Here is an 18,391-nt window from a genome sequence, read left to right as displayed (position 1 = left end):
GGGCGGGGGCGGTAGTGATGTGAGGTCTGTCGGATTTGTCGGTACCCACCGATATCGTCACCGGCATGGGGAGACAATCGATCGACAAGTCCGCACGACGCGCTCGGCGCAAAGCCCGACGCGGTACCGCCGGCAGAGCGCAGAACATGCGTCGGCACAACCACATTCGGCCTCCGCTGTCGTCGCATCATCTCGACGAGGACCGCTTTCTGGCGTGGGACGCCGACAGCGAGGACGACCTCTATCCCGATGACGGGGAGTACCTGGACGACGAGTATCCGGTGCTCACCCTTCGCGTCGAGCTCGTCGAGAACTCCCGGGTGGTCCGGTGGCGGAGAGTGGTGATGCCGGGTGAGGTGCTGCTGTCCGAACTGGCTGAGTGCATCCAGTTGATCTTCGACGGACGGCCCGTGGCCGACTTCGAATTCGCCGACGGGACGCGTCGATATCGACGGTATGACATCCCGTCAGAGTTCGTGGAGCAGACTGCCCGGAACGTGCACCCGGCGCAGATCTTCGATATCGGCTGGATCCTGAAGCCTCCCGGCACGCAACTGCACTATGTCCACGCGACTCCTGGTGAACGTGAGCAAGGCTCTGCCGCAAGAACGTTCACGATCACGACCGAGGGTGTCGAGTGGTGTACCGGTGAGAGTGAGCTGATCGACATCGCCGCCGGCGGCCCCGATCACTGCGATCCTGACGTCGAGTACGGGCGGCTCCTGGAGTTGCTGGACGAGTTCGGGTGACACCGAAACGACCGTGGCGGTCCTCCCCTTCGGGAGAACCGCCACGGAAACGCTGGGTCGGACGATCAGGCGTCAGCCCTCGATGAACTCCTCGAGCTGCTTGCGCGCGATGTCGTCGGCGACCTGCTCCGGCGGGCTCTTCATGAGGTAGGCCGACGCGGGCAGGATCGGGCCGCCGATGCCGCGGTCCTTGGCGATCTTGGCGGCGCGCACGGCGTCGATGATGATGCCGGCCGAGTTGGGGGAGTCCCAGACCTCGAGCTTGTACTCGAGGTTCAGCGGCACGTCACCGAAGGCACGACCCTCGAGCCGGACGTAGGCCCACTTGCGGTCGTCGAGCCACTCGACGTGATCCGACGGGCCGATGTGAACGTTCTTGTCCTCGACCTTGCCGGCGAGCGAGCCGGTCAGGTTGGAGGTCACGGCCTGGGTCTTGGAGACCTTCTTCGACTCCAGGCGCTCGCGCTCGAGCATGTTCTTGAAGTCCATGTTGCCGCCGACGTTGAGCTGGTAAGTGCGGTCGAGGGCGACGCCGCGGTCCTCGAACAGCTTGGCCATCACGCGGTGGGTGATGGTCGCGCCGACCTGGCTCTTGATGTCGTCACCGACGATCGGGACACCGGCGTCGGTGAACTTCTTGGCCCACTCCGGGTCCGAGGCGATGAAGACCGGCAGCGCGTTGACGAAGGCGACCTTCGCGTCGATCGCGCACTGGGCGTAGAACTTGTCGGCCTGATCCGATCCGACGGGCAGGTAGCTGACGAGGACGTCGACCTCGTTGTCCTTGAGGGTCTGCACCACGTCGACGCCGTCGCCGTCGGCCTCGGTGATGGTCTCGCGGTAGTACTTGCCGAGACCGTCGAGAGTGTGACCGCGCTGCACGGTGACGCCGGTCGGCGCCACGTCGGCGATCTTGATGGTGTTGTTCTCGCTCGCGAAGATCGCGTCGGACAGGTCGAAGCCGACCTTCTTGGCGTCGACGTCGAACGCGGCGACGAACTCGACGTCGCGCACGTGGTAGGGGCCGAACTTCACGTGCATCAGGCCGGGCACGGTCGCGTTCTCGTCGGCGTCCTGGTAGTACTGCACGCCCTGGACCAGGGATGAAGCGCAGTTTCCTACGCCCACAATGGCCACGCGCACCTTATTGGGCTCACCCATGGTCGGGTTCTCCTTTTTCTTGTCGGGCCGCAGCACTGGGCTGCGACACGGGGGTTCGACCGAGCGGTTCGTCCTGCTCGGTTTCTTCCTGCTCCTCGGCACCGGTCGTCGGTGACGTACCTGACGTCGGTGACGTGGTGGCCGGGAAATCTGTGGGGGCTGATGCCGACGCCGCCGATGACGACGCTTCCGAGGCCTCGGCGGCGATGAGCTCGTTGAGCCAGCGGACCTCGCGCTCGCTCGATTCCAGGCTCAACTCGTGCATCTGGCGGGTGTAGCGGTCGGAGGCGCCGGTGGCGCGACCGACGAGCTCGCGCAGGCCTTCACGGCGCTCCTCGACCTGACGACGCCGGCCCTCGAGGATGCGCATCCGGGCGATCGCCGGGGTGCGGCTGAAGAAGGCAAGGTGCACGCCGAATCCGTCGTCGGTGTAGTTCTGCGGCCCGGTGTCGGCGACGAGTTCGGTGAAGCGTTCGCGTCCGGCGTCGGTGAGCTGATAGACGCGACGTCCGCGACGCACCTTCACTCCCGACGGCGCGCTGGTCTCGTCGATGAGCCCGTCGGCCTGCATCCGACGCAGCGTCGGGTACAGCGAACCGTAGGAGAACGCGCGGAATGCGCCAAGCAGCCCGGTGAGCCGTTTGCGCAGCTCATAGCCGTGCATGGGGGATTCGAGCAGGAGGCCGAGGATCGCCATTTCGAGCACCGCTGACCCCCTCTCCGATGGTTCGTCGTGCCGATGCTTTCGCCCAATGTATCGCACCGATATAAACGCTGTCGATATCGGCCTCGACTTGCGGGTGGCGATCGTGGTCTCGACAGGCCCGAATCGACGGGCAGGTCACACCGACAACGCCGATATCGACCACGTACGCTGGTTCACGTGCAACGCCAGATCGTCGACTACGCCCTCCAGCGGCGATCGCGGCTGTCGCAGGTCCATTCCGGGCGGGTTGGCGTGGCCGAGGTCTGCGACGCGAGTCCTTATCTCCTGCGCGCCGCGAAGTTCCACGGTCGCCCCAGTTCGACGCTCTGCCCGATCTGCCGCAAAGAGCACGTGACGTTGGTCTCGTGGGTGTTCGGCGAGAGACTCGGCCAGGTGTCGGGGTCCGCGCGCACCACCGAGGAGATCTCCCGCCTGGACACGACCGCCGAGGAATTCTCCGTGCACGTCGTCGAGGTGTGCCGGACCTGCAGCTGGAACCATCTCGTGCAGTCATACGTTGCCGGTCTGCCTCCGCGCTCTGCCCGTCGTCGCCGGGTGGCCGAGTAAGCGGCCCGCGGCCGCCTCATCGATGTCCGGCTTTTGGCTGCGGCTCGTCGGTGCGTCAGAGTGGTGGGCGGCAAACATGCCGACAGGCGGCAATCATGCCGACAAGTAGTGTGAGGAACGTCGAGCCGATGGTGTATGCGGTTCATTGGGAGGTCCGACGATGAGCGAGTCACGCGATACGACGTCGCGGCGCACCACATCCACCGACTCCAAGACCGGTCAGGACCCGAAGCGTTCGCGGTTCCGGCTGGTCGCGTGGATCGTGGGTGCGCTCGGTCTGATCGTCCCGGTTGTCGCGTTGGTCGCGATCGTGGGTTTCTTGATCGCCTATGCGACGGTCACCGTGCCGCGCCCGGGCGACATCAAGCAGAACCAGGTCGCCACGATCGTCGACACCAAGGGCAACACCCTGGCCAAGATCGTGCCGCCGGAGGGCAACCGCACCGACGTCAGCATCAACGACATCCCCAAGTCGATGCAGGACGCCGTCATCGCCGCCGAGGACCGCGAGTTCCGCACCAACGACGGTTTCTCCATCCGAGGGCTGTCCCGCGCGGTGTGGGGTCGCATCACCGACAACGATCTCGCGGGCGGTGGATCGACCATCACCCAGCAGTACGTGAAGAACGCGCTGGTCGGCGATGAACACAGCTACGAGCGCAAACTGCGTGAGCTGGTGATCGCGACCAAGATGTCGAGCGAGTGGTCCAAGGACGACATCATGGCGGCCTACCTCAACACCATCTACTTCGGTCGGGGCGCCTACGGCGTCGGGGCCGCTGCGCAGGCCTACTTCCGCAAGGACGTCAAGGATCTGACACCCGCCGAGTCGGCGGTGCTTGCCGCGGCGATCCGCTCACCTTCCTATTACGACCCGGCGGTCAATCAGGAGGCGGCGACGGCCCGATGGAACTACGTGCTCGACGGCATGGTGCAGATCGGTTCGATCACCCAGGCCGACCGTGCGGCGATCCGCTATCCCAAGGTGGCGCCGCCGCCGACGGCGACCGGTGAGACTGTCGGACCCAACGGCCTCATCAAGCGGCAGGTGCTCGCCGAACTCGCCGATCTCGGCATCTCCGAGCAGCAGGTCCGCACCGAGGGCTTGAAGATCACCACGACGATCGATCCGCAGGTGCAGAACGGCCTCGTGCAGGCGGCGTGCCGCGACAACGACATCTACAAGTGCCCCAACGGGATTCTCGTCGGCGAGCCGGCGCAGATCCGCGACGCCGCCGTGTCGATCGATCCCCGTACCGGTGGGGTCGCGGGCTATTACGGCGGCGACGACGCCCAGGGCTGGGACTATGCGCAGGCGGGTCTGCAGACCGGATCGTCGTTCAAGGTGTTCGCCCTCGCCGCGGCGCTCGAGCAGGACATCCCCCTGTCGAAGGTGTACAGCTCGGCGCCATATCAGACCCCGAGCGGGCTGACCATTGAGAACTCCGACGGTGAGAGCTGCGGCTCGTGCAACCTCGCGACCGCGATGAAGATGTCACTGAACACCGTGTACTACCGGTTGATGATGGACCTCAAGAACCAGGCGCAGGACGTCGCCGATGCCGCGCATGCCGCCGGTATCGCGGAGTCCTTCGGCGACATCGCGCACACTCTGCAGGAATCCAACGGCAGCGTGCAGGGCGGTGTGGTGCTCGGGCAGTACCCGTCCCGCGTCATCGACATGGCCTCGGCCTACGCCACCTTCGCCGCATCCGGTATCTACCGTGCTCCGCACTTCGTGCAGAAGGTGGAGACCTCCACCGGCGACGTGCTCTACGAGCGCCAGCCCGACCCGGGCAAGCGCGTGTTCCCGGCCAAGGTCGCCGACAACGTGACCGCGGCGCTCGAGCCGATCGCGGCGTACTCCAACAACAACAACCTCTACGACGACGAGCTGGGTTCGCGTCCGTCGGCGGCCAAGACCGGCACCGCGCAGCTGGGTAACACCGGCCAGAACAAGGACGCGTGGATGGTCGGTTACACCCCGCAGCTCTCGACCGCGGTGTGGGTGGGCACCGACAAGGGCACCGCCCTGGTCAACGCCAGCGGGTCGATGGTCTACGGCAGCGGTCTGTCGGCGCAGATCTGGAAGCGCGGCATGGACGACGCACTCGAGGGCCAGCCCATCGAGCAGTTCCCCGAGCCCGCAGCGGTCGGTGGCCAGGCCGGCGTCCCGTACGAGCCGCCGCCCACCTCGTACAACAACAACTATCCGTCGACGCGTCAACGGACGCCGACCCCCGACTATCCGGGAGGTGGGGGAGCGATCACCATCGCACCAGGCATCACCATCCCGGTCCCGGGTGGCGCGGAGCGCGGTGACGGCGGTACCAGCGGTGGTGCCGGTGACGGCGGCACCGGTGGTGGCACCGGCAACGGCGGTACCGGAGGCGGCACCCGCGGCGAGGGCGGTACCGGCGACGAAGGAGCGGTCCCTGCGCCCGGTGGCTGACGGGACTCCGCCGCCGACCGACGAGGTCGCCGACGACAGTCCCGCGCCGCCGGCCGCCGACCTTCGTACCGACACGCGTCGGCTGATCCCGAGCCACCACGATCCGGTGGTCGCCGAGGCCTCGCGGGCCGTCGGCGGCCCCCTCGGTGCGCACGCAGCGGTGGGACGCAGCCGTCATTGGACGCCGATCCGGGTGTTGTTTCTGCTCGCGCTGTGCACGTTGGCGCTGAGCTGGTTCGGCAAGGCCGGTTGCCTGCAGCAGGAAGTGGTGGTGAATCCGGGCCAGGGGCAGCCCGCGGTGAAACTCGACCGCGATGATCAGCGTCAGTTCACCGACCTCTGCTACTCCGACGTCATCTCGCTCTTCGGTGCCGAACAACTCGACAGGGGCGAATTCCCGTACAAGACCTTCTGGTTCGAGAAGAACGGCGACGGCCAGGAGATCAAGCGGTACATGGAATATCCGGTGATCACCGGGATGTACATGTACGCCACGGCCTGGCTGGGTCGTGAATGGGCGTCGGCATCGGACCGTTGGGGCATCCCGGGTGCGTTGCCCGCAGTGCTCTATTTCGACGTCGCCGCTCTGGGTTTGGCACTGTTCTGGTTGGTCACGGTCTGGGCCACCGCACTGACCGCTCGGACGCGTATCTGGGCGGCGTGGCTCGCGGCCGTCTCCCCGCTGGTGATCGTGCATGCCTTCACCAACTTCGACGCCATCGCCACCGCAGCCCTGGCCGTGGCCCTGCTGTGCTGGGCGCGCAGGAAGCCTTGGCTCGCAGGCATGTTCATCGGTCTGGGGACAGCCGCCAAGTTCTATCCGCTGCTGTTGCTGGTGGTGCTGTTCTTCCTGTGTCTGCGGTCGGGCAAGATGCGCGACTGGTGCGCGGCGGCCGCGGCGGCGGTGATCGCGTGGACCGCGGTGAACCTACCGATCCTCATCCTGTATCCCCACGGCTGGTACGAGTTCTTCCGGCTCAATTCCGACCGCGGCGCCGACGCCGACACCCTGTTGCGTCTGGCCGCCAAGGCGGTCGGTGCCACGTGGAAGGTCGACGTCCTCAACATCGTCTCGTTGGGGCTGATGATTCTCGTCGTCCTCGGCATCGGGTGGTTGTGCATGGCTGCGCCACGCCGACCCCGCGTCGCGCAGGTGGCCTTCCTGATCGTTGCCGGGTTCCTACTCGTCAACAAGGTGTGGAGCCCGCAGTACTCGCTGTGGCTGGTGCCGCTGGCGGTGCTGGCCATCCCGCACACGCGCCTGCTGCTCGCGTGGATGACCATCGACGCCCTCGTGTGGATTCCGCGGATGTCGCTGTTCATCGATCCCAGCCGAAAGTGGTTGCCGCAGGAGTGGTTCACCACGATCATCGTGATCCGGGCACTGTTCGTGATCGCGCTCTGCATCATCGTCATCTGGCAGGTCCTGCGGCCCGAGAACGACCTGATGCGCCGCGACAACGAGGGCAACGAACTCGACGACCCGGCGGGTGGGGTGCTCGACGGTGCGGCGGATCGGCTATCGCTGGGGCGGACGCGACGCACCCGGAGGGCTGCGGACGAGGAGACCGTGATTGAGGAGGTCGGGGCGTACCCCTAGCCCCGAATCCGCTCCCGCAGAGCAGCTTTCGCAGCCGGCCAGTCCTCGTCGATCATCGCGAACTGCGCGGTGGTGCGCCAGCCGTCACCGAAGCGTCGGTGTTTGCGGAGCAGCCCCTCGAAGGTGGCGCCCAATTTGGCGATGGCGGCCCGGGATTGGGTGTTGCTCTCGTGGGTGTGCCAAACCAGCCGGACGGCCCCGCACTGCTCGAAGGCGTGGTGCATCAACAGGTATTTGGCGGTCGGGTTCACCGTGGTGCCCTGAACGTCCTCGGCGTAGAACGTGTAGCCGATGGCAACCGACAGGTTGGCCGGGTCGATGTCGTAGAAACTCGTCGAGCCGACGAGCCGGCCGTCGGTGTTGTCGATGACGGCGAAGGCCACGCGGCGTTGGGGATCGGCGAGCGCCGCCGAGATCCATCGGGCCGCGGAGTCGGCGTCGGTCGGGACGCCGGGCACCCAACGGAATCGGGCCGGATCGCCGACGACCCGTGCGAGTGCGTCGGCGTCGTCGATGGTGAACGGCCGCAACGTCACCCGGTCCCCGACGAGCGGGCCGGTGCCGAGCCAGTCGCTCATGCCCCGGCGGGCACGCGCTGCCCGGGTGGTGCGTCGTCGGGTTCGGACGAGGCCGCGTCGGTGAGGTCTGGGTGTCGGCCGATCGAGGCGAGCGGTTCGCGCAGACCCGCGCTGACGAAGGCGCCGATGAGATAGACCAGCAACACCGCGTGCACCCACACGCCGACGTTGACCCCGGCCATCACCCACCACTTCATCGGCTCGCCCGACACATAGATGCCGAACAACCGGAAGATGGTGGTGTCGAGGATGAAATCGGCGATCAGATACGCCACGATGACCGGCCAGCGCACTCGCAGCAGCACGAAGAACGGCAGAATCCACAGCGTGTACTGCGGCGAATGCACCTTGTGGAACACCATGAAACCGGCGAGCATCGCCGCGCTGACACCGATCCACGGATACAGCCCGGTCCGGTTGTACTGCCGCCAGCCGAAATACACCGCGACGACGAAGGCGCACACGATGAGCGTCGGCGACAACACGCCGACGATCGAGTTGTAGGTGCCGTCCTGGCCGCCGGTGAGATGGCGTAGGCCCCAGTACCAGATGGAGTTGGTGTCCACGTCGGCGCGACGTTTGCCCTGGAAGGTCAGCGCCGCGCGCCACCCGTCGTATCCCAGCACCATGAAGGGCAACTGGATGACGACGACGGTGAGCGCAGCCGTTATGGCCACCCATGCCGCGCCGATCCAGTCGAGCGCTCGGCGCCCGCGGAGACCGCCGGTCAACACATAGATCGCCAGAGGCAGCACGAAGAATCCGGGGTAGAGCTTCAGACAGAATCCGATGGCCAGCAGGATCGACGCGAGGATTGCGCTGGTACGCAAACTCATTCGGCGTTCGCCCGTCGACGGCTTGATGCTCGCCCCCCAGGCCATGACGGCGACGGCACCGACGGCGGTCGCCACCACCGGCAGTTCCCAGTTGTGGAAGGCGTAGAGGATCAGCGGCGGGGTCATCGCCCACCACAACACATTCCAGCGGGTGAGCACGGCGAGCATCGCGGTGATCACCACACCGAACGGCGCGAGCAGCGCCGCCGAATGGCGGAAGAAGTCGACGTCGGTGTGCGCGCCGATCGCACCGAGCCACATCAGGATTCCCGAGAGCACCGGGTACTCCACCGAACCACCGAAGAGTTGGCCGTTGGCGCCGATACCGCCGTGGATGTACGGGAAGACGTGGTTGTTGATGTCGCGACCCACCCACAGGTACGCCAGATCCGAGTAGCAGGGGATGATCGCGTGCGGATCGCCGACCGGCCACTTGTGGCTGCGCCCGTCCGGGAAGAACGGTGGACCGACGCACTTGATCTTGACCTCGTAGCTCCAATACATGAACAGCAAGGTCAACAGCAGGGACACGGTCAGGATCAGGATCAGATCCCCGCGACGCGACAGGGTGACGCGCCCGTAGCGGAACGTCGTGCTCAGGCGGTCGGACATGCGCTACAGGGTAAGCGGAACGCCCCGCGCACCATGAAATCGACCGGCGAACGGTGACTTGGCTCACTCCCAATCCCGACGGACCGGTCAGTCGGGATCGGGGCCGCTCCGATGCGGGGTCAGTCCCGGTCGGCGAGAGGTGCGTAGAAGTTCACCAGGTTCCCGTCGGGATCGCGCAGGAGAAACGAGCGATTGCCCCACGGCATATCGGTGGGGCCGTCATTGACGAATCCGTCGACGACGTCGGTCAGATGCCCGTTGGTGAGACGTCGATACACCTCGTCGACATCGCCGACGAGGAAATCGAGGATCACCGAGCGGTTCGACGCGGCGGTGAGTACGTCGTCGCCCATCGCCGTGATGGTCGTCGACGACGCGATGGCCAGGGTGCCGTAATCGGTGGTGAACTCGGCGAACAGCGGATGCAGACGGTTCGCGCGTAGGCCGGTGACCGTCTCGTAGAAGCCGACCAGACCGTCGACGTCGTCGGTGAGGATGCGGGTGGCTGCGAAGTACATGAGGGTGCGCCCTTTCTCGGATGTGATGCCGCCAGCGTGCAGCCGATAGCGGCCAGATCGTGTCCGCGATCGGCTGTGGAGCGCGATTTCGCTGGTCAGGGGTACCTCGTGTATCTTGGAACGGTTGCCGACGCAGGCGACCCTCCTGCCACGGACAGTCCGTGGCCGATGAGCCCATAGGAGGTGATGTGGTCACATGCGTCATTACGAATTGATGGTCATCCTCGACCCGAGTCTCGACGAGCGCACCGTTGCTCCGTCCCTGGACACGTTCCTGAACGTGGTCCGCAAGGACGGCGGCAAGGTCGACAACGTCGACATCTGGGGCAAGCGCCGTCTCGCCTACGAGATCGCCAAGCACAGTGAGGGCATCTACGCCGTCATCGACCTGAACGCCGAGCCGAACACCGTCAGCGAGCTGGATCGTCAGCTGAAGCTGAACGAGTCGGTGCTCCGCACCAAGGTTCTCCGGAAGTAGTACACAGGCTTTCTCCGATGTCCCGAGATAGTCGGTACCGGACCCTAGGGTGAATCACTAGTCCGGTGCACATCGATCATCGAGTGCCCAACCACGACCAAGGGGAGACACATGGCAGGCGAAACCGTCATCACCGTTGTAGGCAATCTGACTGCTGAGCCCGAACTGCGGTTCACCCCCTCGGGTGCCGCGGTCGCCAGCTTCACGGTGGCCTCCACTCCGCGCACCTTCGATCGTCAATCCAATGAATGGAAAGACGGCGAGGCGCTGTTCCTGCGGTGCAGCATCTGGCGCGAAGCGGCGGAGAACGTGACGGAGAGCCTGACCAAGGGCACCCGCGTCATCGTGCAGGGTCGCCTCAAGCAGCGTTCCTACGAAACCCGTGAGGGTGAGAAGCGCACGGTTGTGGAACTCGATGTCGACGAGATCGGTCCCTCGCTGAAATTCGCCACCGCATCGGTCAACCGCGCCTCGCGCGGCGGATCGTCCGGCGGTGGAAACTTCGGTTCGTCCGGTGGCGGCGCAAGCCGCGGCGGCGGATCGGGCCAGTCCGCACCCGAGGATCCGTGGGGCAGTGCGCCCGCGAGCGGTTCCTCGTTCGGTGGCGGCGGCGGGGACGACGAACCACCTTTCTAAGAAACATTTTTGACTGGAGCATCACATGGCTAAGCAAAAGAGCAGCCGGAAGGTGCGCGTCGAAAAGGTCACCAAGACCAAGGCGTGCTCCTTCTGCAAGGACAAGAACACCAGCACCATCGACTACAAGGACACCGCGCTGCTGCGCCGCTTCCTGTCCGACCGCGGCAAGATCCGTTCGCGTCGCGTGACCGGCAACTGCGTCCAGCACCAGCGCGACGTCGCCGTGGCCGTCAAGAACTCGCGTGAGGTGGCGCTTCTGCCGTTCACCTCGACCAGCCGATAAGCCGAAGGGAGAGAACACGATATGAAGCTCATCCTGACTGCTGCCGTGGAAAACCTCGGTGAGGCCGGCGATTCCGTCGAGGTCAAGGACGGCTATGGCCGTAACTACCTGCTGCCCCGCGGTCTGGCCATCAAGGCCACCCGTGGCGCCGAGAAGCAGGTCGAGACCATCCGTCGGGCGCAGGCCGCCCGCGAGGTCCGCGGCCTCGAGCATGCCAACGAACTCAAGCAGGCACTCGAGAACCTCTCCGAGGTCTCGCTGTCGGTGAAGACCCACGACTCGGGCAAGCTGTTCGGTTCGGTCACCGCCGCAGACGTCGCCGGTGCCATCCGCTCGGCCGGCGGCCCCGTCGTCGACAAGCGCAACGTGGAGCTGCCCAAGGGCCACATCAAGGCCACCGGTAGCTTCCCGATCGTGGTGAACCTGCACCCCGACGTCGCCGCGACCGTGTCGCTGGCCGTCGTCGCCGGCTGATCAGGCTCGCACGCAACAACTTTCGGCCCGCCGATCACGCACATGATGCGTGGTCGGCGGGCCGAAGTGCATTTCGATCGATGGTCGTTTTCTGATCGAAAGTCGGGTATCGGTCGATATTCGATCGATGGTCGTTCTGATCGGTGGTCGAGGTGCGAGGCGCCCCAGGTGCCGAGCCTCGAGACCGCGTAACCCTTGCGCTGCAACGCACCTCACGCCGGCGCCACAGGCGCCGCCGGCAGTTGACTCGAACCCCGAAGCGCTGCAGGGAGATACTGCGGCGCCGGATTGCCGTCGTGTGACTGATCCCATGCGGGATAGAAGAACTTGTGCCATCCGGGCGCGAAGATCAGTGCGCGAGAACCGGTTCGGCAGGCGACCTCGTTCGGCGTCGGCACCGTGCAGGTGACCCCTGCAATCGTCACCCGCTGCCCGACGTGCAGGACCGGCGGGCGGAACCCGGTCGTGGAGCCGAATCGATAGGTCGGGGCGAACGGCCAGTTGGTGCGCACCCAGAACGGCCCCTGCTGATCGCCGGCAATGGTCGCGCCGAGTGTCTGCGACGTCGGGGTGTCGGCGGGTGCGGTGGCCGGGCTGCCCGCACAGCCGACGTAGCGGTACTGCGGGCCGATCTGACACATGTAGCGACCGGTGGTGAAGAACGACCTCCCGTTGTCCTCGTAGGCCAACGAGCGGAACGCGTCGGGGCTCACCGGGGTGTAGCGGCTCAGGTCGAATTCTGCGGGCATCGGGGGCGGCGGAGCGGCCGACGCATCCGATGCCAGCATGGCGGGCGCGACGACGGCTAAGGCCGCGGCAACGCCGACCGTGGCGAGCGCGCGCGAGAACGTACCGAACGTGCGAATCCTGGACACGGGCTTCATTGCATCACAGTCGTGCGGAGGCGGGAGAGCGTTTGATCCTCGTCGTGGCCGATGCTCCGCTCCGAGCGGTTCGAGAGCGTCCCAACGCGGTGTCATCGCCGGCTCACGGACTGTTCACGAGCTGGTAAACGCCCAGTGGTTGCCGTCACTCGCAACACGCCCGGCCGCCACATTCAAGCGACACGCCGAGGAAGTAAAGAACTCGTCTCTGTGGAATTCGTGCACATGGTCTGACCTGTGGTGATGGGACAAATCGCGTCAACATTCCCCATCTTGTCCACAGGCCGTCGCCGACGACCCACAGGCCGCGCGCTACGCGTCCACAATTGGTGCACAGCTCGGTCCACAGGCGCGTTTGAACGCGCGCCGGTCTCCTCCTAGGGTCACCTCTCAGGGTGAATCGGCACCGGTGTCGGCGACGTGATCGCGGGTTCTGTCGGTGGCCGCGGGTATTGAGTACGTCGGGTACTGAGTACGGCAGAGAGAGCAGGGGCGGATCCGTGTTGCGGATCTGCCGTGATCGGCGCGAGAGGTTGGGGCATCGGTGGCGGTTGTCGATGATCGCGGGCACGGCGCCCGGCGTGATTCCGGACGCGGGGGGTCCGGGGGTTTCGACGACGAAGCGCCGATCCCGACCGAAGAGTTCGGCCGCCAACCGCCACAGGACATGGCCGCCGAGCAATCGGTACTCGGCGGCATGCTGTTGTCGAAGGACGCGATCGCCGACGTCGTCGAGAAGATCCGCCCGGCCGATTTCTACCGGCCTGCACATCAAGCCGTCTACGACGCCATCCTCGAGCTCTACGGCAAGGGTGAGCCTGCCGACGCCGTGACCGTCGCCGCCGAGCTGGAACGCGCCGGAGAGCTGCGCCGCGTGGGCGGTGCACCCTATCTGCACACCCTCATCTCCACGGTGCCCACCGCCGCGAACGCCGGCTACTACGCCGAGATCGTCGCCGAGAAGGCCATCCTGCGGCGACTGGTGGAGGCCGGGACCCGCATCGTGCAGTTCGGCTACTCCGGGGCTGACGGCCAGGACGTCGCCGAGGTCGTCGACCGCGCGCAGGCCGAGGTGTACGAGGTGACAGAGCGCCGCACCGCCGAGGACTATGTCCCCCTCGAGGAACTCCTGCAGCCGACGATGGACGAGATCGACTCGATCGCCTCGCGAGGCGGGCTGTCACTCGGTGTGCCAACGGGTTTCGCCGATCTCGACAAGCTCACCAACGGACTGCATCCGGGGCAGATGATCATCGTGGCGGCACGTCCTGGTGTCGGCAAGGCGCTGTCGCTGGACACACCGCTACCGACGCCCACGGGCTGGACCACGATGGGCCGCGTCGCCGTCGGCGACAAACTGCTCGACGCCCACGGCCGCCCCACCACTGTCGTGGCCGCGACCGATGTCATGACCGAACGGCCCTGCTACGAGGTCGAATTCGCCGACGGCAACACCATCCTCGCCGACGCCTGGCACGAGTGGGCCATCGAGGTCGACGGCAGCAGTCAGGTCGTCACCACCGAGGGCATGTGTGCCCACGTCGGCAGCGCGTTCATCCGCAACACCAAGCCACTGGAACTGCCGCGCAAGCGGTTTGCCTACGGGCCATACACCGTCGCCGCGTTGGCCGGCATGGCTTTCGATGATCCCGAGATCGGGATGCGCATCGACGCCGAGGGGCCCGTCGACGTGATGACGTTGATGGCCGACCTCGGCGGGCGCATCCCCTACGAGTATCTGCGCGGGTCCATCGCTCAGCGCCGCGCCCTGCTCGCCGGGTTGCTGGACGCACGCGCGACCGTCGACGACGACGGCTGGATCACGGTGCCCGCCGCCACCCGGCACATGACGGCCGTGGTGGCCGACCTCGTCGCCGGGCTCGGTTACACCTACCGTCGTTCGGCCACCGGGTGGCTGCGCGTCGACGCCGACGACGACGTGTTCACCGTTCACCACAAAGCCTTGCGGCACAAGGAGCTCCGACGCCCGGCAGGCGTGCGGCGCATCGTTGCGGTGCGTCCCGTCGACAGCGTCCCGGTGCGGTGCGTGCAGGTCGACAACGATGATCACCTGTTCCTCGCCGGTGAGGCGATGGTACCCACCCACAATTCAACGCTCGCCATGGACTTCCTGCGGTCGTGCTCAATTCACCACCACATGACCGGCGCCATGTTCTCCCTGGAAATGAGCAAGGTCGAGATCGTCATGCGACTACTCTCGGCCGAGGCCAAGGTGAAACTCGGTGACATGCGCGGCGGTTCGATGACCGACGACGACTGGACCCGACTGGCCCGACGTATGGGTGAGATCTCCGAGGCGCCGCTGTTCATTGATGACTCACCCAACCTCACCATGATGGAGATCCGCGCCAAAGCCCGACGGCTCAAACAGCGCAACGACCTGAAACTCGTTGTGGTGGACTACATGCAGCTGATGACCTCCGGCAAGAAGGTCGAGTCACGTCAGCAAGAGGTCTCGGAGTTCTCCCGTCAATTGAAGCTTCTCGCAAAGGAACTCGAGGTTCCGGTGGTCGCGATCAGCCAGCTGAACCGTGGTCCCGAGCAGCGAACCGACAAGAAGCCGCAGGTGTCGGATCTGCGCGAATCGGGTTGTCTTCCCGCATCGACGCGAATCCTTCGTGCGGACAACGGGTCCGAGGTGACCATCGGCGAGTTGTTGGAGTCCGGAGAGCAACCGCTCGTGTGGTCGCTCGACGAACGCCTTCGCATGGTTGCCAGGCCCATGGTCAAGGTGTTCCCGAGTGGACGCAAGGAAGTGTTCCGCGTGCGGATGGCATCGGGACGCGTGGTCGAGGCGACCGGGAATCATCCGTTCATGACCGTCGACGGCTGGATTCCGTTGGCCGAGATCGGCGTCGGCGAGCGGCTGGGCGTTCCGCGGAACGTTCCCGAACCCCGCGAATCGACTGCGGACCCGAAGGGTGATGTTCGCCGGCTCGCCGACGACTCGGTGACAGAGGTGCTCCGTGGCCTGATTGTCAACGGCGCTAGGATGACTGACGTTGCGTGGATATTGCCCGCCCAGTCGGCTCAACACGCACGGGACTTGGTGTATCTCCTGGCACGTGTGGGTGTGTTCGCGGTGATCACCGCCAGCGGAACCGTTGAGGTCACCGGATACGATCAGCTCTCGCAGTTGGCAGCCACCGTGGGTCTCGCCGTGCCGCGGCCCTTGTCCAAGTCCGACGATGTCCGGTCTGTCACGACGTCAAAGCGAATGCACGAGCTTCTCGATGCTCTCGAACTCGTCCCGGCGAGCCTTGACTCGGCTGCCCGGTCGCGGACCGCAGTGGCCGATCGCTCAGTCCTCAGTGAGATCGCAGAGCTTCTCGATGGTGCAGACATCGACCTCACGGTGAGCAACGACGTGTACTGGGACGAGATCGTCTCGATCGAATCCGTCGGTGTGCAAAACGTCTACGACGGAACCGTTCCAGGCACCCACAATTTCATCGCAGATGGCATCGCTGTTCACAACAGCCTGGAGCAGGACGCCGACATGGTCATCCTGCTTCATCGGCCCGACGCATTCGAGCGCGACGACCCCCGCGCTGGCGAGGCCGACATCATCGTCGGTAAGCACCGCAATGGTCCAACCGCCACGATTACTGTTGCGCACCAACTACATTTGAGCAGGTTCGTGGATATGGCGAGGGGCTGACTACTTGCCGCTATCGGTTGTAGGTTCCACGAGAAATTGTCAGTTTCCAAGCTCGTGTCAGTGGAAATGTCAGTAGATCCGGATGTTTCCAAGCTCGTGTCAGCACTGTCCGGCCAGTCCTCTTGACGCGGGACAGCTGCGGGCCTCTACCGTCGGGGTATGCATGTCGTCGAGCGGGGGTCGGGCGTCCCTTTGGTGCTGTTGCATGGTTTCTCTGTTGATCATCGGTTGCTGTTGCCGCTGGACCCGTTGATCGAGGCTGCTGGCGGATGGCGGCGGCTGTACTTCGACCTTCCGGGCCACGGCGAGAGTCCCGCCGGCGACGTGTCGAGCGCGGAGGATGTCGTGCTCGCGGTGACGGCTGAGATTCGTGACCGGATTGGTGACGAGCCGTTCGCGGTGCTCGGGAACTCGTTCGGTGGAATGCTGGCCCGTCGACTGGCACACGACTTCCGATCCCGTGTGCTCGGGTTGGCGACCATTGCTGCCGTCTTCGTAGCGGACCATTCCCAGCGGACGGTGCCTGAGCGGACGGTCTTGTCGGAGGATGCAGCGGTGCTGCGCGAACTCGGTGACGTGGGGTCCGAGTATGCCGAGATGGCCGTGGTTCACACTCGCGAGAACGCGCAGGCCTTCCTGGAGTATGCGCACCCCGGGCTCGCTGCGGCAGACCAGCAGGCATTGGATCGCATCTCTGAGCGTTATGCGCTGTCGGCTGAGCCCGAGGATGCGTCTCCTGCGCCGTTCACTCAGCCGTCGCTGTTCATCACGGCGCGGCAGGATCAGGTTGTCGGCTACGACGATGCGTGGGCCAGGATCGAGCACTATCCGCGCGCCACTTTCGCCGTGTTCGACGCCGGCGGGCACAACGTTCATCTCGACCGATCGGCTGCCGTCTTCGCGCTGCTCGGCGATTGGTTGGAGCGCATGGCGGGGTCGTAGCCCGCGGCGCTCTCGGCCGTCACGGGTTGAGCGGAGCAGGTCAACTCAACCGTCGGGCGCGGGCGGTGGCGTGTACGTCGGCGGCGATCGCGTGGGCGCGGTAGCCGGAGTTGTTTCATCAACGCTTCGACCTCGATCGGCAGCGTCGGAGTCGGGGTCAGGCTGGAGGTCGTCGCCGTCCCTACTCTCCGTCGTTGGTGTCGTCGATAGTGTTGTTGCCCAACATGTTTCATACTTGTCGACGGTCGCGTAATTCCTCAGGGGTGTCCGTCACGGATTTCCCCATGTTTGGGTGTGCTGGGTTGAGCGTAGCTGCGAGGACTGGTCAGCTGTTTTTCGGTGTCCGTCCGGGGCGCTTGCGTGGTCGGTAGGAGGGACCGTCCATGAGGATCTGGTGGCTGGTGTTGATGAGTCGGTCGAGCAGTGATTCGGCGACGACCGGGTTGGGGAACAGTGGGTACCAGTCTTTGGGCGCGCGGTTGCTGGTGAGGATGACTGGCTTGCCGGCGATGGCGCGGTCGGAGACGAGGTCGTAGAGGTCGTCGGAGCCGGTGGTGGTGTGCTCGCGCATGGCGAAGTCGTCGATGATCAGGACGGTGGGCCGGGTGTATTCGCGCATGCGTTGCCCGATGGTGCGATCGGCGTGGCCGCCGGCGAGGTCGGCGAGCATGCGGGCGCATTTGACGAATCGGATGTCGTGTCCGCGTAACGCGACTTGGTGGCCGAGTGCTTGTGCCACATGGGTTTTGCCTACTCCGACGGGTCCGTAGAGGATGACTGATTCACCGGCGTCGAGCCAGCGCAGCGCGAGGAGGTCACGCAGCATCGCGGCGGGCAGTTTCGGGTTGGCGGTGAAGTCGAAGTCATCGAAGGTGGCTGATTGTTCGAAGCGGGCGCGGCGTACGCGCCGCGCGAGGGCGGCGGTCTCGCGGCGGGCGATCTCGTCTTCGCATAGCACCTGCAGGAATTCAAGGTGACCCAGTTCGCCGGCGTGGGTTTGGGCCAGACGGGCGTCGAGGGTGTCGAGCATGCCGGTCAACTTCAACGTTTTCAGCGCGGCTCGCAGGCTGGGGTCATGAATGCTCATCAGAATGGGTCCTTTGTGAAAAATGTTGTTAGTGAATGTGTTTGGAGTGGTCTTACTGGTTGGCTGCGGTGTCGAGGTCGCCGGTGAAGGCGTGCGGGCCACGTAGAAACGCCGGTGGCATCGGTGCCGGTGGTGTGGTGGTG

At 65.4% G+C, this 18,391-nt stretch carries 17 protein-coding genes; 10 read left to right on the top strand and 7 right to left on the bottom strand.

Annotated features, from left to right (window positions below; all coding sequences use genetic code 11):
- Window positions 1–65 precede the first annotated feature (65 nt).
- Window positions 66–749 carry an IS1096 element passenger TnpR family protein gene (locus GOPIP_RS27450; RefSeq protein ID WP_240524039.1) on the top strand — a complete coding sequence of 228 codons (684 nt, stop codon included), beginning with the start codon at window positions 66–68 and terminating at the stop codon, window positions 747–749.
- A gap of 72 nt (window positions 750–821) precedes the next feature.
- Here GOPIP_RS27450 and GOPIP_RS27445 read toward each other — a convergent pair whose 3' ends face one another.
- Together GOPIP_RS27445 and GOPIP_RS27440 are read right to left on the bottom strand one after the other, a co-directional pair.
- Window positions 822–1,910 (bottom strand): inositol-3-phosphate synthase, encoded by a 1,089-nt coding sequence (locus GOPIP_RS27445; protein ID WP_006373172.1) that lies wholly within the window; start codon window positions 1,908–1,910, stop codon window positions 822–824.
- Window positions 1,903–2,616, bottom strand: coding sequence for a PadR family transcriptional regulator (locus GOPIP_RS27440; RefSeq protein WP_006373171.1), 714 nt, complete (start codon window positions 2,614–2,616; stop codon window positions 1,903–1,905). The genes GOPIP_RS27445 and GOPIP_RS27440 overlap by 8 nt, the downstream gene beginning before the upstream one ends.
- 177 nt (window positions 2,617–2,793) lie before the next feature.
- Between GOPIP_RS27440 and GOPIP_RS27435 the strand changes: the two genes are divergently transcribed.
- The 3 genes from GOPIP_RS27435 to GOPIP_RS27425 all read left to right on the top strand — a co-directional run bounded on the left by GOPIP_RS27435 (window position 2,794) and on the right by GOPIP_RS27425 (window position 7,235).
- The gene (locus GOPIP_RS27435) at window positions 2,794–3,183 is read left to right on the top strand and encodes a DUF5318 family protein (protein ID WP_006373170.1); all 390 of its coding nucleotides are present in this window, start codon (window positions 2,794–2,796) and stop codon (window positions 3,181–3,183) included.
- Between the two features lie 160 nt (window positions 3,184–3,343).
- Complete coding sequence (locus tag GOPIP_RS27430) at window positions 3,344–5,635, top strand: transglycosylase domain-containing protein (protein ID WP_006373169.1); 2,292 nt, start codon at window positions 3,344–3,346, stop codon at window positions 5,633–5,635.
- The gene (locus tag GOPIP_RS27425; protein ID WP_006373168.1) at window positions 5,628–7,235 is read left to right on the top strand and encodes a glycosyltransferase family 87 protein; all 1,608 of its coding nucleotides are present in this window, start codon (window positions 5,628–5,630) and stop codon (window positions 7,233–7,235) included. Before GOPIP_RS27430 ends, GOPIP_RS27425 begins: the two co-directional genes overlap by 8 nt.
- Here the strand turns inward: GOPIP_RS27425 and GOPIP_RS27420 are convergent.
- From GOPIP_RS27420 to GOPIP_RS27410, 3 genes are all read right to left on the bottom strand, one after another.
- Complete coding sequence (locus GOPIP_RS27420; RefSeq protein ID WP_006373167.1) at window positions 7,232–7,813, bottom strand: GNAT family N-acetyltransferase; 582 nt, start codon at window positions 7,811–7,813, stop codon at window positions 7,232–7,234. The genes GOPIP_RS27425 and GOPIP_RS27420 overlap by 4 nt on opposite strands.
- Complete coding sequence (locus GOPIP_RS27415; RefSeq protein ID WP_006373166.1) at window positions 7,810–9,261, bottom strand: glycosyltransferase family protein; 1,452 nt, start codon at window positions 9,259–9,261, stop codon at window positions 7,810–7,812. Before GOPIP_RS27415 ends, GOPIP_RS27420 begins: the two co-directional genes overlap by 4 nt.
- Window positions 9,262–9,380: 119 nt before the next feature.
- A complete protein-coding gene (locus GOPIP_RS27410) occupies window positions 9,381–9,779 on the bottom strand; it encodes a VOC family protein (RefSeq protein WP_006373165.1) in 399 nt (132 codons plus the stop codon).
- Window positions 9,780–9,975: 196 nt separating this feature from the next.
- On the opposite strand from GOPIP_RS27410, the gene rpsF reads away from it, so the two are divergent.
- The 4 genes from rpsF (at window position 9,976) to rplI (ending at window position 11,653) form a co-directional block, all read left to right on the top strand.
- Window positions 9,976–10,257, top strand: coding sequence for a 30S ribosomal protein S6 (rpsF, locus tag GOPIP_RS27405; RefSeq protein ID WP_006373164.1), 282 nt, complete (start codon window positions 9,976–9,978; stop codon window positions 10,255–10,257).
- Between the two features lie 111 nt (window positions 10,258–10,368).
- Window positions 10,369–10,893, top strand: a complete 525-nt coding sequence (locus tag GOPIP_RS27400) for a single-stranded DNA-binding protein (protein WP_006373163.1) — start codon at window positions 10,369–10,371, stop codon at window positions 10,891–10,893.
- A 25-nt stretch (window positions 10,894–10,918) separates the two neighbouring features.
- Window positions 10,919–11,179 carry a 30S ribosomal protein S18 gene (gene rpsR, locus GOPIP_RS27395; protein WP_006373162.1) on the top strand — a complete coding sequence of 87 codons (261 nt, stop codon included), beginning with the start codon at window positions 10,919–10,921 and terminating at the stop codon, window positions 11,177–11,179.
- Window positions 11,180–11,200: 21 nt separating this feature from the next.
- Entirely contained in the window at window positions 11,201–11,653 is a 453-nt protein-coding gene (gene rplI, locus GOPIP_RS27390) for a 50S ribosomal protein L9 (RefSeq protein WP_006373161.1), read from the top strand.
- 212 nt (window positions 11,654–11,865) lie between these two features.
- Here rplI and GOPIP_RS27385 read toward each other — a convergent pair whose 3' ends face one another.
- Window positions 11,866–12,537, bottom strand: a complete 672-nt coding sequence (locus tag GOPIP_RS27385; RefSeq protein WP_035728932.1) for a hypothetical protein — start codon at window positions 12,535–12,537, stop codon at window positions 11,866–11,868.
- 544 nt (window positions 12,538–13,081) lie between these two features.
- Here GOPIP_RS27385 and dnaB point away from each other — a divergent pair.
- Both dnaB and GOPIP_RS27375 read left to right on the top strand, forming a co-directional pair.
- Window positions 13,082–16,219 (top strand): replicative DNA helicase, encoded by a 3,138-nt coding sequence (gene dnaB, locus GOPIP_RS27380; RefSeq protein WP_006373158.1) that lies wholly within the window; start codon window positions 13,082–13,084, stop codon window positions 16,217–16,219.
- A gap of 159 nt (window positions 16,220–16,378) precedes the next feature.
- Complete coding sequence (locus tag GOPIP_RS27375; protein ID WP_006373157.1) at window positions 16,379–17,161, top strand: alpha/beta fold hydrolase; 783 nt, start codon at window positions 16,379–16,381, stop codon at window positions 17,159–17,161.
- A gap of 325 nt (window positions 17,162–17,486) precedes the next feature.
- Here GOPIP_RS27375 and istB read toward each other — a convergent pair whose 3' ends face one another.
- Complete coding sequence (gene istB, locus GOPIP_RS27370; RefSeq protein WP_006373156.1) at window positions 17,487–18,248, bottom strand: IS21-like element helper ATPase IstB; 762 nt, start codon at window positions 18,246–18,248, stop codon at window positions 17,487–17,489.
- Window positions 18,249–18,391: the final 143 nt, after the last annotated feature.

Origin of the sequence: Gordonia polyisoprenivorans NBRC 16320 = JCM 10675, from assembly GCF_000241325.1 — a bacterium.
In the GTDB taxonomy this organism is placed as follows: Bacteria; Actinomycetota; Actinomycetes; order Mycobacteriales; family Mycobacteriaceae; genus Gordonia; species Gordonia polyisoprenivorans.
Note: the sequence above shows the minus strand (reverse complement) of the source record. Positions and strands in the feature narration are given on the sequence as shown.